The 15,069-nt window shown below is 63.0% G+C and carries 13 protein-coding genes and 1 pseudogene; 4 read left to right on the plus strand and 10 right to left on the minus strand.

From position 1 onward, the window contains the following. Positions 1 to 54 precede the first annotated feature (54 nt). The 6 genes from QN350_RS16675 to QN350_RS16700 form a co-directional block, all read right to left on the minus strand. On the minus strand, positions 55 to 819 hold the full coding sequence (locus tag QN350_RS16675; RefSeq protein ID WP_323516930.1) for an Abi family protein: 765 nt from the start codon (positions 817 to 819) through the stop codon (positions 55 to 57). Between the two features lie 358 nt (positions 820 to 1,177). Beyond that, complete coding sequence (locus QN350_RS16680) at positions 1,178 to 2,293, minus strand: hypothetical protein (RefSeq protein WP_322140469.1); 1,116 nt, start codon at positions 2,291 to 2,293, stop codon at positions 1,178 to 1,180. A gap of 292 nt (positions 2,294 to 2,585) precedes the next feature. Next, complete coding sequence (locus QN350_RS16685) at positions 2,586 to 3,182, minus strand: GNAT family N-acetyltransferase (RefSeq protein WP_322140468.1); 597 nt, start codon at positions 3,180 to 3,182, stop codon at positions 2,586 to 2,588. Continuing rightward, on the minus strand, positions 3,179 to 3,925 hold the full coding sequence (locus QN350_RS16690; RefSeq protein ID WP_323516931.1) for an aminoglycoside phosphotransferase family protein: 747 nt from the start codon (positions 3,923 to 3,925) through the stop codon (positions 3,179 to 3,181). Before QN350_RS16690 ends, QN350_RS16685 begins: the two co-directional genes overlap by 4 nt. Before the next feature lie 87 nt (positions 3,926 to 4,012). After that, positions 4,013 to 5,422 (minus strand): CoA transferase, encoded by a 1,410-nt coding sequence (locus tag QN350_RS16695; RefSeq protein WP_322140466.1) that lies wholly within the window; start codon positions 5,420 to 5,422, stop codon positions 4,013 to 4,015. A 254-nt stretch (positions 5,423 to 5,676) separates the two neighbouring features. After that, positions 5,677 to 6,174: a GNAT family protein gene (locus QN350_RS16700; RefSeq protein WP_322135551.1), complete on the minus strand. Its 498-nt coding sequence runs from the start codon at positions 6,172 to 6,174 to the stop codon at positions 5,677 to 5,679. 170 nt (positions 6,175 to 6,344) lie between these two features. Here QN350_RS16700 and QN350_RS16705 point away from each other — a divergent pair, with 170 nt between their 5' ends. Together QN350_RS16705 and QN350_RS16710 are read left to right on the plus strand one after the other, a co-directional pair. Further along, positions 6,345 to 6,635, plus strand: coding sequence for an antibiotic biosynthesis monooxygenase family protein (locus tag QN350_RS16705; RefSeq protein ID WP_134450133.1), 291 nt, complete (start codon positions 6,345 to 6,347; stop codon positions 6,633 to 6,635). 435 nt (positions 6,636 to 7,070) lie between these two features. Further along, a complete protein-coding gene (locus QN350_RS16710; RefSeq protein WP_322140465.1) occupies positions 7,071 to 7,526 on the plus strand; it encodes a toll/interleukin-1 receptor domain-containing protein in 456 nt (151 codons plus the stop codon). A 561-nt stretch (positions 7,527 to 8,087) separates the two neighbouring features. Here the strand turns inward: QN350_RS16710 and katG are convergent. Continuing rightward, entirely contained in the window at positions 8,088 to 10,400 is a 2,313-nt protein-coding gene (katG, locus tag QN350_RS16715) for a catalase/peroxidase HPI (protein WP_322140464.1), read from the minus strand. 560 nt (positions 10,401 to 10,960) lie between these two features. On the opposite strand from katG, the pseudogene QN350_RS16720 reads away from it, so the two are divergent. Together QN350_RS16720 and QN350_RS16725 are read left to right on the plus strand one after the other, a co-directional pair. Further along, positions 10,961 to 11,539: pseudogene (locus QN350_RS16720) on the plus strand (ABC transporter ATP-binding protein); the annotation flags it as partial. Between the two features lie 158 nt (positions 11,540 to 11,697). Next, on the plus strand, positions 11,698 to 13,077 hold the full coding sequence (locus tag QN350_RS16725) for a hypothetical protein (protein ID WP_323516932.1): 1,380 nt from the start codon (positions 11,698 to 11,700) through the stop codon (positions 13,075 to 13,077). Between the two features lie 157 nt (positions 13,078 to 13,234). Here QN350_RS16725 and QN350_RS16730 read toward each other — a convergent pair whose 3' ends face one another. The 3 genes from QN350_RS16730 to QN350_RS16740 all read right to left on the minus strand — a co-directional run. Beyond that, positions 13,235 to 13,567, minus strand: coding sequence for an SdpI family protein (locus QN350_RS16730; protein ID WP_134450117.1), 333 nt, complete (start codon positions 13,565 to 13,567; stop codon positions 13,235 to 13,237). A 565-nt stretch (positions 13,568 to 14,132) separates the two neighbouring features. Continuing rightward, positions 14,133 to 14,549 carry a hypothetical protein gene (locus QN350_RS16735; RefSeq protein ID WP_134564439.1) on the minus strand — a complete coding sequence of 139 codons (417 nt, stop codon included), beginning with the start codon at positions 14,547 to 14,549 and terminating at the stop codon, positions 14,133 to 14,135. Positions 14,550 to 14,620: 71 nt separating this feature from the next. Beyond that, positions 14,621 to 15,069 (minus strand): hypothetical protein (locus tag QN350_RS16740; RefSeq protein ID WP_323516933.1); only part of this gene is annotated, 449 nt, incomplete at its 5' end.

Genomic DNA, 15,069 nt, shown 5'->3' on the forward strand with positions numbered 1-15,069 from the left:
AAGGGGAAATCCTTCCCCGCCCTCTACGACACTATTCGGGACGATCCCGGTGCCTTACCCAAGGTTGACAGAGAGGGGTGCGCTGACAAGCTTGCGGTTAAAGAGGCGTGCGTGATGTGCAGAGACATTCCGGACATAGTTCAGGCTGGAGATCCAGCTGACCATTACCTTCTTCGACGGTGCCCCGTAGGCCGCGGCGATCTCCGTCGCCAACGAACTGTTCAATCCCGAATAGAGCCGGCCGAGATGTCCGAGCTCCAGAATTTCCGTTAACGCCCAGATAGGCATTTCATCGTCGTACTTGTTGCGAAAGTGAGCGACGAAGGCTTCGTCAGAATCGGCCTGGCGCTCTTTCACACGCTCGATCCACTGCGCGTGTCTACTGGGCAGTGTGTCGCCGGTCGCCTTATCAGTCTGTGATTCCGTAAACGAGTTGACGAAGTTGACGGGATCCATGTGGGCGAATGCCGATTGCCTGCCCAACACATAGCCGATCTGCATGCGGAAAGAAATCTCGATCCGCTCGATGCCCTCGAGAACGAGCATCCGCAGGCGACGATCAAAATCAATGAGCGCAGAAGCTTGCCCTACAGACGTGCCGGAACGATAGCGGTTAAGAACTCGAAACCTGATCCGTCCGGCGTCATCCCGAAAAGGTTCCGATTCCCGGAATGGATAAAGGTAGCCCGTGAGTCGGTAATACCCGACGGCTCGAAGCAACCCGCGGAAACTCTCGTGGTCGCCCACCTCAACGCCGCGTGACTCAAGCTTGGCGACCTGTCCGTCGACCGACAACCACTTCTTTGTGTACTCAGCCACGAGTCCCCCAGTTAAAGAAAATCAGCCCGAGCCGTGAGGCGAGCGGGCTGATCGTGATGGATTTAGCGTACCACGGCCGCCCTTCAGCGCTCTGACACCCAGCAGCCGGCCATTCCTCCCCCGCCGATGGGTTCGCCCACCCCTTTCTGGCGGGTTCAGTCGCACCCACATCGGCCCTCAAACGCAGCACCCTAGACGACCTCCTCAGCGAGCTGGTCTCAAGGAGGAAATCGCCTCTGTTGCTTCCACCACTTGAATCCGCCGAAGCCCTTGCGAACGCGGGGATGAGACTGGGTGGGTCGTGTCCGGGTCTCTGTTGCGCACAGATGGACTCCGCGCAACAGAGCCTGTCAACCGGTTATCCAATCAGTTCAAGAACGGGGCCTTCATGCAATGCCCTATAGATGTCGTCGCGGATGTCATTCGCTTCGCCGTGCGTCAGGGTCTTGGAGATTGGTCGGAGTGTGAGTCGGACAAGTGCATTTGCTTGGTCCGGCCGGAGCCTCAGCCTGTCCTGCGCGCCTCGCGGGAGATCCGCGTACGCGGTGGCGTTCAGAACTTCCACCGATTCAAGGTCGTCGATGCGATCGCCTAACGCCGCCCTTGCTCGATCACCCAGGGTCTCGGCGTCCGCAGCCACGTCGACGACGATCGAGATGTCGCGGCGGATCACGGGCATGACTGAAATGGCCTGCCAGGGTGACAGGGTGAGCATTTGCTGTGCGATCCGTGGATCCGCCGCCCGCAGAAGCCGAATGTCAGGGATACCCTTTCTCAGCATCAACGCCCGGTCCAGCCCCATGCCCAGAGCAAGCCCAGACCACGCATCGGGGTCCAGACCGGCCGCGGTGAGGATGTGCGGTGCGATCAATCCGCACTCCGCCAGCTCCAGCCACTCACCCGCGATTGACACATCGACCTGACAGCCGTTGACCGTGTACGGATGCGCCGCCGAAACGGGGCGCCACTTCGCGCCGGGCAGCACCGTTTTCACCAGGGTTTCGATCATCATCTGCAGATCTGCGGCAGTGAGTGTCTTGCCAGAACTCACCCGCCACAGATCAACCTGGTGCGGGGCCCCTACGTGGGTGCGGTCGATTGCATCGCGGCGGTAGACCAGGCCAGGCAACACCAGCAGCCGGTCGCAGCTGGTCTGCGTCGACACCGACTGCAGCAGGGTGGGAATCGAGGCCGATGTGTGGCTGCGCAGCATCACCGTTGGACTCACATAGCGCGAGTATCGCCGGTCCCTGGTGACTGCCGTCGGGTCGAAGCCGAGCTTGTCGTAGTTGTCGGCGACAGCGACCAGCGGACTGTATCGGATGGTTTCGGCCGGGATGTCCCAGTGACCGGCAAGAGCGGATACGACGCCGTCGAGCAGCGTCTGCATCGCATGGTGACCCTGGTCAGGGTCGGAGAGGTCGCGAAGGTTGAGCGCGTCGGTGAGTTCCGCCGCAGAGAGATATGACGTCATGTTCTGGTCCTTTGATGAGATCGGATGGAGGAGCCACCCCCGACCGATCTGTCGCTGGACCTAAGCGCGTACGACTAAGCCCATGCGACCGGGAACCGGTCGAGGGCGAAGAAATCGCAGCGATACGTGCATGGCCTCATGCATAGACGCAACACCCCGGAGACCACAGGTTTCCGAATGTCGCCTCTCGTGACGCAACCACCGAAGGCAATCGTGATCGTTCGGGCCACGCTGGGTCCGTAGGGTCTGGTGCCCACAAGCCGGACCTCCTCCGGGCGCGTGCGTTCCTGTTCTACTGCGGCACCGTGAGGCTGAGCCAGCGTTCTTCGATGGCATAGCCGAGGTGTTCGTTCATGCGGATGCTGCCGGTGTTGACTTGAGCTCCACCCGTGCCGAAGATCCGCACGCCGTCGTGGGCCAACGCCGTGACCGATGCGGCTTTGACGGCAACGGCGAGCCCTTTCCGACGATAAGAGCGGTGGACGGAAGTGAATTCGGTTTCCGCGCGCGTGGCCGTCAGGCTAATTGCGCTGACGGCCACGAGTTGCCCGTCAGTGATGGCGCCAAATAGGCGGCACCCAGATTTCCACAGTTCGAGCACGTCGCACTCGTCGCGGTGCGGCACGGATGTCGCTGGCGTAAACGGGTAGTCGGCGTGGTTCAAGGCTTCAAGGGCCGTGACCTGAGGCGCCCAGCTATCATCGAGTTCCTCGATCAGAAATCCTTGGTCCGTTGCCGCGATGACGGCCGCGTTCAGGACCGTTAGGTTGGGTGGATCGCTGAGGCGCAGGCGGGCACCCCACGACTCGCCGACAACGACATACCCCGCCTCGGTTAGACGCTTCAGGCGTGGATCGTTGACTTGGACTACGTGGATATCCGCGTTCACGAGGCCTGCAGGCTTGCGCTCATGTCGAGAAGTCGGTCGCGATCACGTCGGTACAGTGCGGCATGCTCCAGGAAATCACTGCGGCCCGTGTCGTCGGCACGTTGATCCGTGAACACGGCGAGATCCTCCATGCGGTCCGCTGCCGTCCGAAGAACGGCAGTCTGGTCGAACTCATAGCCGTATGAGCGAATGAGCGCATCGAGCCGGCCGGGGCGAGCATCCCATCCTGGGGCGTCATGGTCTGCGTACTCGCCGAGCGGGACGAGCCGATATGCGAGGTAAGCGAGATCCCAAATCCGAGGCCCGGGTGAGGCCATGTCAGCGTCGATAAGACCCGTGATGTGACCGTCTTGGAAAACCATGTTGTACGGTGCGACGTCGTTCAGGCACACCACCTCGACTGGCTCGTGCGCAGGCAACTGCCATTCCGCGGCCGCGTGCACGAGGGGCGCGCTCGCGTCATGCACCCGTCGAAGCAAGGACCCAGCCTCGCGCAGGATCGTGGGCGACCAGATCCAGCTGGGCATTGGGTAATTGCCAACGATTCCCGGAAGGTAGGAGAGCACTTCCCGGCCCTGCTCGTCCAGGCCAAAGGGCTCAGGTACTTCCATCACTCCCGCCGCGCGGAGTGCGGTCAGAAGCTGATGCACCGCGGGAGTCCAAGGACCGGCGGAGCGGCGAACGGTGTCGCCTACCCGCACGACCATACTCGAGTTGCCCCCCGCTAGAACCTCTTCATCCATCTTTCCAACCTAAAGGCTGTAAGCGGAACCCGCAGCGGGCGGCTTCGCCATGTTGCACCTGCCGATGGCGCACCTTCCTGGTGGGCCTTATCGCTGGACGTCGGCGGATCCTGGCTCGGACCATTCTGGCTGGTCCGCTCCCCACGGGCGGCCGATCCACCTGTAGCGTTTCGAGCCGCCGCTGATGCTGATCGCGGGTGCGGCACAGGTGACGGTTCCTCCCGGCGTTTCCGCGTTCACGGTTCTGATCACGTTTGGGCCGGCTTCGGTTGGCGGGGAATGAGGCTGGACGAGTAGCTCTTGTGCGACACGGGCCAGTGAAATGTCGACGGTCCACCCGTGCCCGTCGAGGTGTCGACGTCGAAGTGATGACATGATCCCGGCGGCAAGTAGGTACCCGGCGGAATGATCCAGAGCTTGGGCTGGCAAAGCACCTGGCCTGCCCGTGCCGTCTGCGTGGATCTGGGCGATGCCGCTGGCTGCTTGGACGATACTGTCAAATCCTCGACGCTCGGCCCAAGGTCCGCTTTGCCCCCACGCGCTCACCCGGCCGATAACGAGCCCTGGATGGCGGTTGTGGAGTTCGGCTGGGGACAGGCCGAACAGGTCGAGGCTGTTCGGCCTGTATCCCATGACAATAACGTCGGCGTCCGTTAGTAGCTGTTCGAGGCGGTCTCGATCTGGTTTGTAGCCGAGGTCAAGAAGCGCGGAACGCTTCCCTTGCCCGGTATCGAGATATTGCCAGGAGAGCTCCGGCATGCCAGGGCTATCGATGCGAAGGACGTCTGCGCCGAAGAACGCGAGGCTGCGAGTGGCCACCGGACCGGCTATCACCCGGGTCAAGTCGAGCACCCGGACGCCCTGCAGTGGCGCGTAGCTGTCGGCCAACCCCAGGCTATGGCAGCCCGAGCCTCCTGCCTGCTGCACCAGGCTGATGAAGGGATCCGCTTCCAGGGTTTGGGCTTGAGGATGTCCTCTCCAACTGCTCGGGCTGCGAACCGCGCTTATGACCGCACCAGAGTCTGCGGCTTCATCCTCCAAATCGAGGGCGCTGCGGCGCGAAATCGCATGAGCGACAGTCTCGGCTGTGACGGAATCGTCCAATCTCAGAAGTGTGCGCAAAGCCGCTTCGTGGTGGGGATAGTTGGCGTGAGTGCGAACCCAGCCATCGCTCGAGGCGAAGAATCCGGACAGGGGCGCCCACGCTGGCGCGGGGCTCCCGTTCCACCGGAAGAGTTGGTCGCTCCGGTAGGTGCCGGCGACGAGTTGCGGCGCAATGCTCACCTGCGGAACTTCGCTCGCCCTCGGGTCGCGCACTCCCGTGCGGACAAGGTGCAGCAACGAGGCCATGAGCATGGTCGCCGCGATGCTGTCTGCGGCAAGATCCGCGACAGGCAGCGGCGACGATAGCGGCACCGGCCCAGCTGAATGAACGCGATTGGTGAGTTCCGGAAGTTCCGCGGAATCGGAGAGAAACGTGCTGAGGAAGGTGCCCATCAGGTGCCTCCCACGCCCTCGACCGTTCACACATGGGCGTGAAGTCAGGCGATCATCGGTGGCCCCCACTTTATCCCCACGGTGAGGTCATGAGGCCGAGCAATCATGGGACGGAATCAAAACGGGGGGGAAAGGCGGCGATAGGCGAGTCGAGGAACCCTCGACGAAACGGGCTGCGAGACGTGAAAGCTGCAATCGCCCCGGTCCGCGACTGGTTGCGGATGAGGTGGGATCACGTTGGTGAAGTTGACCGCCTATTGGGAATCGGCAAGCAGCTGATACATGAGATGGTCTTGCCACCGGCCCGCTATTTTCAGGTATTGAGGAGCCGATCCGTAGCGCGCGAAACCGGCACGTTCAAGCACCCGTTGTGAGCGCACGTTGGGGATCAGCGTCTCAGCCTGAACCCTGTGCAGCCCCAACTCTTCGAATGCAAGCGCAGTCATTGCTCGAACTGCGTCGGTGGCATAGCCATGTCCGTTGCTCTCTTGGGCGACCCAGTAACCCATGTTGCACGATTGGAAGGCCCCGTAGGTGATCCCACTAAACGTGATCCGACCAACAACCTGCGAATCCTCGTCGAGAATCACGTGCGGTAAGGCCTCGCCACGGCTGTGCCAAGCGAGCGCCTTTTCGACCTCCGCCTGTTGGCCTGCGACGGTAAAGAAGGGGTCCGCGCGGACTGGGTCCCACGGAGCGAAGAAGAGCCGGCCGGTGAGCTGAAGGCCGGCAAGGCGCTCCACATCCGTCACAGAAATGAGTCGAGTAGTAGCAGGCATAAGGAAAGGGTCCCATATACGCCGCGGATGGATCCGAGCCCGTATGCCGGACCCCTATCGAGACAAATTCCTGCCCCAGCAATGCGGTCGCCTGGTCGGGCGCACTTGTGTCACATGGGAACGCTGAATGGGACACTGCTTAGGTGATAACAGAACATGCCCTCTTACCCGTGATTCCCGGTCGTGAAATTGAATTCGAGCTCGCCTTTGCCGATGCGCGGGCCATCATCTCGTCAATGCCCGGGTGCCGTAGCCTGACGCTGTCGCGTTCGATCGAGTCTCCGAGCACATACCTATTGCTCGTTGAGTGGGAGCGACTCGACGACCACACGATCGGCTTCAGGCAATCCGCGCAGTACCAAGAATGGCGCGCCCTACTGCACCATTTCTACGAACCGTTCCCCTTGGTCGAGCATTTCCAGACCGTCCCGTAGATCGAACCCTATCTGGGATCCTTTTTGACTGAATCCCGTGACTGGCAATGTGGTTCGAGGTGCGTATGCCGATCGGCTTACGGGCACCGACGGGCCATTGCTCCACTCGGTGTCTTAGGTCTTCCGTATCATCAGCACATGGCTCAATGCACAGCTCCAAGAGAAGGCCACCGCACAGCAAGCGGTCGCGCGAATTGCCCTGCATGCTCGTCCGGCTATGGGCGTTCTTCATACTCGCCGCCTCGGTCGCACTCGTCCGACGCCACACCGGCCGCGCCTGTGCGTAGGAGTGGGAGCTTGTCGGGCAGTAGCGGGGGCGGGGGACGTGGTGTCGCCCGTCCGGCTTGGCAGCCCAGCGGGTCGACTGCCTCGTACACGCAACAGCAGGTGCGCGACCTGGAGTCTGTCCGCGCGGCGACTGTCATACGGACTCAGGTGAATGACGTGTTCCTCTGTCACGCCTGGCCCGACCGTCAGGCGGCCGCGAATGACGTCTACGAGTTGCTCCTCGGAAAAGACGTGTCGGTGTGGTTCAGTGAGGTAAGCCTGCGACCTGGCACGGACATGCGAGTAGCCATCGACCGTGGACTGGTCAGTTCGCGCATGGGGATTGTGCTGGTGACGCCCGCAATGCTCGACAAGCTGCGTACCGACCGCAGCATTGCGAGCAACGAGCTCAGCGCTCTGCTGCGCCGGAGCCTCTTAGTGCCGGTCATGCACGGGGTGACGTTCGAGGAGCTCGACCAGGTCACCCCGACACTCGCGTCGCGTGGTGGATTCAGTACGGCCGAAGAGCCCATGGAAGACATCGTCGTCAAGATTGCCGAGCTCGTCGGAATCGTTACGGAGGAAGAGGCCGACGAACTCAGCATAAAGTCGGCCGCCAAATAGCGCTGAGTGGCAAGCCTCTACGACGCCTCGATGGCCCAACCAGCAACAACCCGATGAACCAGCGCCAATGCTTCCCGGCCGGTTAACGACATCAGCGTCGTGCCCGTAAGCGGGACCCCTATCGAGACAAATACTTGCCCCAGCAATGCGGTCGCCTGGTCGGGCACACTTGTGTCACAGGGGAACCTCTACCGGTCACGCGCATTCCTCAGCGGGACGTGACCCCGGAAGGCTCAGGCTTACGAGCCGCCACAGAGAACATCAGCGGCACCCTCTCGCGATTCGAGGCCAAAGCAAATCCGGCCGGCGTCTCTACGAGTGGGGGCAACGGCTTCCAGGGCATAGCGGCCCGTCCACCCTCGCAGGCCGTCCAGGTGCGAGTGTGGTCGACCACGTGGTGCCCGCGGAAATTCCTTGGCCGTCCCCAGCCTGATCAATCCGTGCGACGTTCGGCTCGCGGCCCCAAGCGTCGTTCGGTCAAGGCATTGACGGCTGGGAGGCTCAGCGCGTGACCGCGCCGTGCCTCCACGCCGTCAGGTCGCCGGGACGCGACCTCCGGGGTCAGGCGGCCATTGCCCCGTAACGCTTGTGGCCCTTGACGTCGTAGCGGTCGAGCATCATGATCTTCGACCAGACGCGGATGAATTCGCGGACGAACCGTTCTTGCCCGTCGCTGCCCGCGTAGGCGTCGGCGATCGACCGCAGTTGCGCGTTCGAGCCGAATACCAGGTCATTCCGGGAGGCCCTCCAGCGAGCCTCGCCGGTCACCTGAACCCGACCAGTGAAGGTCATCGCGGTCTCGTCGTCCTTCGTCCAGATGAGGTCGGTGTCGGTCAGATTCACGAGGAAGTCGGTCGTCAGGGCTCCGACGTGATCCGTGAGCACACCCACGTCGGACCCGTCCCAGTTGCTGCCGAGCACGCGGAGCCCGGCGTGCAGGACGGTCCACTCCGGTGCGGTGAGAGTGAACAGGTTAGCCTTGTCGAGGAATACCGCCTCGGGCGCGACGCCCGGAGCAAACTCTTCGAAGCGCTCGGACACGAAGTTGCGGAACCCGTCCGCAATGGGTCGCAGCCACTCGAACATCTCGATGTCGGTCAACTCCTGCGTCGTGTCGACACGGCCTGGCGTAAACGGCACGCTGGCGTCAGATCCTGCCGCCCGTGCCGCCTGCTCCACGGCGGCGCTGCCGGCGAGGACGATGAGGTCGGCGAGAGACACCTTCCGTCCGCCCGACGTCGCCGTGAAAGCCGCCTGCACGTTCCGCAGCGCGTCGATGACTGGGACGGTGCGTCGGTTGACCGCCCAGTCTTTCTGCGGCGACAATGCCAGGCGGGCACCGTTCGCCCCTCCGCGCTTGTCGCTGTCGCGGTAGGTCGAGGCGGCGGAGAACGCCGTGTAGACGAGGTCGGACACGGACAGCCCGGTCGCGAGGACGGCTTCCTTGAGCACTGCCACGTCGGCCTCGTCGAGTGAGGATCCTGCTGCGTCCGGGAGCGGGTCCTGCCAGAGCAGGTCGTCGGCGATGGTGACCTCCGGGCCGAGGTACCGGTGCTTCGGCCCCATGTCGCGGTGCGTGAGCTTGTACCAGGCCTTCGAGAACGCGAGGGTGAACAGATCGAAGTCGGCCAGGAAACGCTCGCATATGGCCCGATACTCCGGGTCGACCTTGAGTGCGATGTCCGAGGTCATCATCATGAGCGGGTTCATCTGACCGGGTACGTGGGCGTCCGGAGTCTTCGGCGCCTCCGGGTCAGTCGGTGTCCACTGCAGCGCGCCGGCCGGGCTTTTCGTCTGCTCGTAGTCGTACGCGAACAGGTTCTCGAGGTAGGTGTTGTCCCACTGTGTCGGGTTCGGAGTCCAGCTGCCCTCGATGCCGTTGGTCGAAGTGTGCTCGGCACTGCCGGTACCCACCGGGTTGTGCCAACCGAGCCCCATCGACTCGATCGGGGCTTTCTCGGGTGACGGTCCGATGTCGGATGCGGGTACCTGGCCGTGGCTCTTACCGAACGCGTGGCCACCGGCGATCAATGCCACCGTTTCCTCGTCGTTCATCGCCATCCGCGTGAACGTGATGCGAATGTCGCGTGCTGAGCCCAGCGGGTCGCCGTTCGAATAGGGCCCCTCAGGGTTGACGTAAATGAGCGCCTGGTGCGACGCGGCCAAAGGGCTCTGCAGGTCGTAGTCCGCGTCGCCGTTCTGACCATGCCAGCGTTCGTCGCGGCTCACCATCTCGTCAGGGCTCGCGACCGCGTGCGGGTTCCAGACCTCCGGGCCCCACCAGGTGCCGTCGTCCGGTTCCCACGCATCGAGTCGTCCACCACCGAAGCCGTACGTCGGCAGGCCCATCAACTCGAGGGAGCAGTTGCCGGTCAAGACCATCAGGTCGGCCCACGACAGAGCGTTGCCGTACTGGTGCTTGATCGGCTGTAGGAGTCGTCGTGATTTGTCGGTGTTGCCGTTGTCCCACCAGCTTCCGATTGGTGCGAACCGCTGCATCGCGGTGCCCGCTCCGCCACGGCCGTCGGCAATTCGGTACGTGCCGGCGGCATGCCACGCCATTCGGATCATCTGTGGACCGTAGTTGCCGTAGTCCGCCGGCCACCAGTCGACCGATGTGGTGAGCAGTCGCTTGATGTCCGACTTGAGCGTCGTGAGGTCGATCGTGGCGAAAGCCGCCGCGTAGTCGAAGTCCGCGCCGAGCGGGTCGGCGTCTACGCCATTCCGGTGGAGAAGCTCAACCCGGAGACGCTGCGGATACCAACTGTCCAGGGTCGGCGACTGACCGAAGGTGCCACCGAGGTGGTCGCCACCTGCTGGCAGCGCACCGCTCATGTGGAAACTGCATGTGTTGGTCTGGTCGTCAGTGCCCATTGATACTCCCTGTGTGCTTTAGCTGGATGAGAAACGGTGTCGTCGGGGTCACAATTTAACGATCAGCCGCCGCATCGCAGCAGCGTCGATCTGTGGTGCAGCGATGCTTCGACGCTGCTGTGAGGCGGTGCGTCGCGGGCTGCCGACGTGACGGGAAGCCCGATAGAGAGATCGTATTCCCGCAAGGTGTGCGTGGCATGCGAAGAAAGTGACTGACCTCTAGACGGCGGTGGTGCGGTGGCCGAGCGCACGACGGCCAAACCAAATAAAGCCCTGCGCCGATTGCTGCGGTGCGGGCGGTGCGAAGCCCGGTGAAACCGACGCCGGAGGATGGGGGCTGTCGAGAGCTTGATTTCCGCGAATCGTGTTCCGCTCGCGGTGACCTGGGAGCACCCCCGCCAGAGGCTCCTAGTGGGGAACCCCTTACGAGACAGAATGACGATTCTTGCCCGCCCAGCCTGAGGCGGGTCGGTCATCGAGATTGGAAGTGCGAGAGGATGGGGCTTGTGTCCTCTCTCGAAGCCCGCGATGTCTCCGCTTCGATCGATTCAGAGGTGCTGTTGGCGCCCGTATCCCTCATTGTGAGTTGCGGTGAAGCCTTGGCTGTGCAGGGGCGGAACGGTTCCGGCAAGACGACCCTTCTTCGAATCCTCAGTGGCCAGCTTCGTCCGACTGGAGGTCAGGCCTTCATTGACGGTGAGCCGGTCGATGAACACCATCCCGCCATGCGGCGAACCATCTCTGCCCGTATCGGCCTGCCGGCCTTTGCCCGGGAGCTGACCGCTCACGAGCATTTGCGTTTCATCGCGACAACGTGGGGACGACTCGGATCCGCTGCCACTGATGCGGCTGACACCACCATGGCGGCTCTCGGGATCAGTGACCTCCGGAACCGGTTTGTGAACGAGCTCTCGTCGGGACAGACGCAGTTGTTGTCCTTGGCCACGGCTCTCGTGCGTCCTTTCGACGTGTTGATCCTCGACGAACCGGAGCAGCGCCTGGATGCCACACGACGAGCATTGGTGGCATCGGTTGTTCGCACCGAGATCGATCGTGGGGCCACGGTCGTGATCGCGAGCCACAGCACAGACATGATCGAGGCCATCGCGGACCGGTCCGTGTCACTCGCAGAGTCGTGAGCACCTCCACTGACCGTCAGATCCTGGCGTAGTCTCGATCCGTAACCGCATCAAGAGCCGGCCTGCCAACGGCGAGCGACGCCGTCTCCACGGTCTACGTCGCGGTGCTCATCGTCGCAATCGTCGCGGTGCCAGTCGTGCGATCACTAGTCCTCGGCTTGGCGAGTCCGGAAATCCTTGCCACGATCGTCGCCCCGGATAGCTCCCGGGGTGTGGGCGCAATCGCTGCAGTACTGGCAGCCTGCGCGGTCCTGATCGGGCGAACGCGCGGTCCGGTCGTACCGAGTCCGTTCCTCACTGAATTCCTCGCGGGTAGTTACCTCGCCCGCAGCGATACCCTGCGCCGTCCGTTCTTGATCAGCGTCACCGTGCTGGCCTTGGCGGCGGTCACGGTATCTGGAATTGTTATCGGGGCGCGGCTCCTTGGCGGGCCGACAGCGGCCATTCCGGCCGCGCTCATGGTGCTGGGCTCGATCGCGTACTCGGGCGTGCTGGCCGTGCTGTGGCTTGTCGGGCAGAGCTGTCCCCGCCGCATTACGATCCCATTGGCCATTGTCATCCTGGGCAGTGCGGTTGCAGTGGAAACCGGCGTCGACATCGTCCTGCTCGCGACCCCCTGGGGATGGCTTGCCCTGTTGTGGGAATCCCTCGGTCCGGCCGCGCCAGTCCCGTGGTGGCCAGTCATCGCCCTCGCCCTGTCACCATTGGTCTTTCTGGCCGCTCCTGCACTGCTGAATAACCTCCGCAGCCCTGAAATCATGGCGCAAGCCCGCCGCTGGCAGTCAATCGGCACTCTGGTGCAGACCGGCGATATTGCCGGAGCGTCAGGCGCCCTCCGCACCCCACCGACACGAGGGAGGCACTGCCGGATCTCCTTCACCGGGCCACTGCCGATCGCGATTCTGCAGCGCGACCTCGGATCCGCACGGCGGTTCCCAGCGCGGACTACACTCGGTTCCCTGGCTCTCGTCGGAGCAGGGTGGTTGAACGCCCAAACTGCTTCAGCCACTGACGGAATCGACTGGATCATGGCCCTGGCCGGGGTACTCCTCGCCTACCTCGCCGCCGGCGTGTGGTGCGACGGGCTGCGAAACGCCAACGAGAACGTCGGCCCGTCGTCGCTGTATGGACGGAGCGCCCTGACCATGATCGGCTCCCATGCGCTGCTCCCCGGTCTCGCCTGCCTCCTTCTCGGATCCATAGATACCATTGCTGCCGTGCCGGGCGGGGCACCAATCGGTGTCCTTCCGTGGTGGATGCTGGTGTCGGTCTTCATCGCTCTGGTGCGGATTCTGGACTGTGCCAAAGGACCGATGCCCATCGGTCTGCTCCTTCCCGTCGTCACGCCAGCTGGCGACGTTTCCATTCTGAACGTGATCGCGTGGCAAGCCGACGCCCTCATCATCGTGCTCACCACGGCGGGAGGACTGAGCGTGCTTGCCTCAACCGCCGGACCAGAAGCGGCCATATGGCTCACCGCAGGCATCGGAATCGTGGCCGCCCTCGCCGGACGACGCATTCGAGCCCTCGGCAATTGACCAGCTGTCGAGGACCAGCCGCCGACCCACGATTCTCCCGGATGCACAGAAGCCAAACGACTGGGCCCGAGCGCCATCCGTGCCCGTAGCCGGAACCCCTTGCGCACGGGCGAACCCCGCCCGGTAGCTTGATCTGGCAGGCTGCCCAAAGCTAGATTCAGCTCGTTGCGGCTCCCGCCCCGCGCCAGGCGGCCACGACGGACCACCCGAGGAATAGAAACAAGAACACGATGGGAGCAGTCGTGGCCTCCGGTATGAACTGGGCTGTCCCTGCAGCGATCGCGACCAGAACGAAGCCAATCCATGACGGCACCCGAGCGGCCCTATGGCCTGCTACCCACGCAGCATCACTGGCCATCGTGGGCGGAATCCTGAGCCCAACGAAACCATTGCGGCGAATCTTTCCCGACGCGGCAAGCTGCGTCACGACGACGACGAGGAGCATTGCGGCAGCAATGATGTAGGCGGCGAAATTCGTTTCGTAAGTCATGCTTCAGGGTATCGACACCGCACAACACCAGCCGGTGTCGCGTAGCTGGGAATCGACTTCGCACGCAAATACCGGCTGCTTGACGGCGATGAGTCCCAGTCCGTTTTCGACAGGCCCGCGAAAGGACCGCTCAAGTCGGCCCAGCAAGTCTCGCCTCACGATGCCGCTCGAGCGCGACACTGGCGTCCGGGCCCCGGCCCGGGCCTCCGAGAGGTCACGCCGTCAGAGGTGCACATGGCCGCAAGCCGAACCTCCTACGGGACGGGATTTTGAGTGCTTGCCAGCGAGGTCAGGGCCACTCTGGCTAGAATGTGGTGGACGCATACGTGTTCCGGGGGATGCGCCTATCGGGGTGCCTCGTCAGGTTCGATTTCCTGAATCCTCCACCAAGAGCCACTCTTCGCTGCGAAACAGAACGGCTGTATCACCGCCCTGGCAGCGGAACCCCTTGCGGACGCTTCCGCGGCGGTGTGATTCGAATCTCGTCCTTCCCACCGCGGCGCTACTTCTTCTCTACCCCGACGCGGGATCTCAACTTGCTTTTTCAGACCGCGAATCGAACGGACTACCGCAGCGAGTTCAGTTGAGTTTCGTACTTCGTTGTTTCGCCCTCAGTCCATACGACGACGACATAGGTGAGGTAGGGCTTCGTCTTGTCCCATTGCATAAAGTAAGAGGGCAGTCCCGAAGCGGTCTCGGAGCGATGATCGTCCCTGGGCTGTGTCCAGCCATTCGCTGCCAGTGCGTGCGAGTAGAAGGCGATGACCTCGCGTTGCGTGTGCGTTGTTGTCCCGGATATTCCGGTGACGGCTACGTCGCCTCCATCGAGCCCGAATTGAACCCGTCCGGGAACATTATTGGTGCGGACATCGGTGCTGCCGGGGTAGGTCAATGCGGCTTCGGGTTGTTTGGCCAGACTGTCGATGGATTGCCCGGGCACGCAGCCAGTCAGCAGCAGCAAACACATGCTGGCTGCGGTCACCACACTCAGAAACCGAGACGTTCTTCGCACCGTTCTCCCTGCCTGCCGCGTCGCGTTGGTCAATTGGGATACTAGGGCACGGTCGGGTCAGGCGCGTTGCTGTCAGAGTTCGCGGGCGCGTTGTCTGGTTGCATCGTCATGTAACGCCACTGGCCCCCGGTGTAGATGAGGCGGAGGTGGGCTGCGACTTCACCGAGAACACCGTTCTTGACGTAGTCGAAGGTGATCGGGGTGAGCGCGAAGTCCGCCCCGGCACTAGTTGTGACGTAAGTCGTGGCACCTGTGGGAGCCAAACCTGTGACGCTGCCGCCGCCGGTAGCGCCGATGGTGGCGACGAACTGTTCCCGGGTGAGCCCGTTTCGAAGACTTGGGTCTCCCAGATCGTAGAGCGCACCCAGGTCTGTTGCTTTGAGCGCTGTGATGACTGCGGTCAGGGTGGGGCCGGCGTTGTGCGGGGCGGGCGCAGCTTTCAGGGTGAAGTGCTTGCCATTGATCCAGACTTCCACGTTCGCGGTGCGCG

The organism is Cryobacterium sp. 10I5 (assembly GCF_035019865.1).
GTDB classification, from domain to species: Bacteria; Actinomycetota; Actinomycetes; order Actinomycetales; family Microbacteriaceae; genus Cryobacterium; species Cryobacterium breve_A.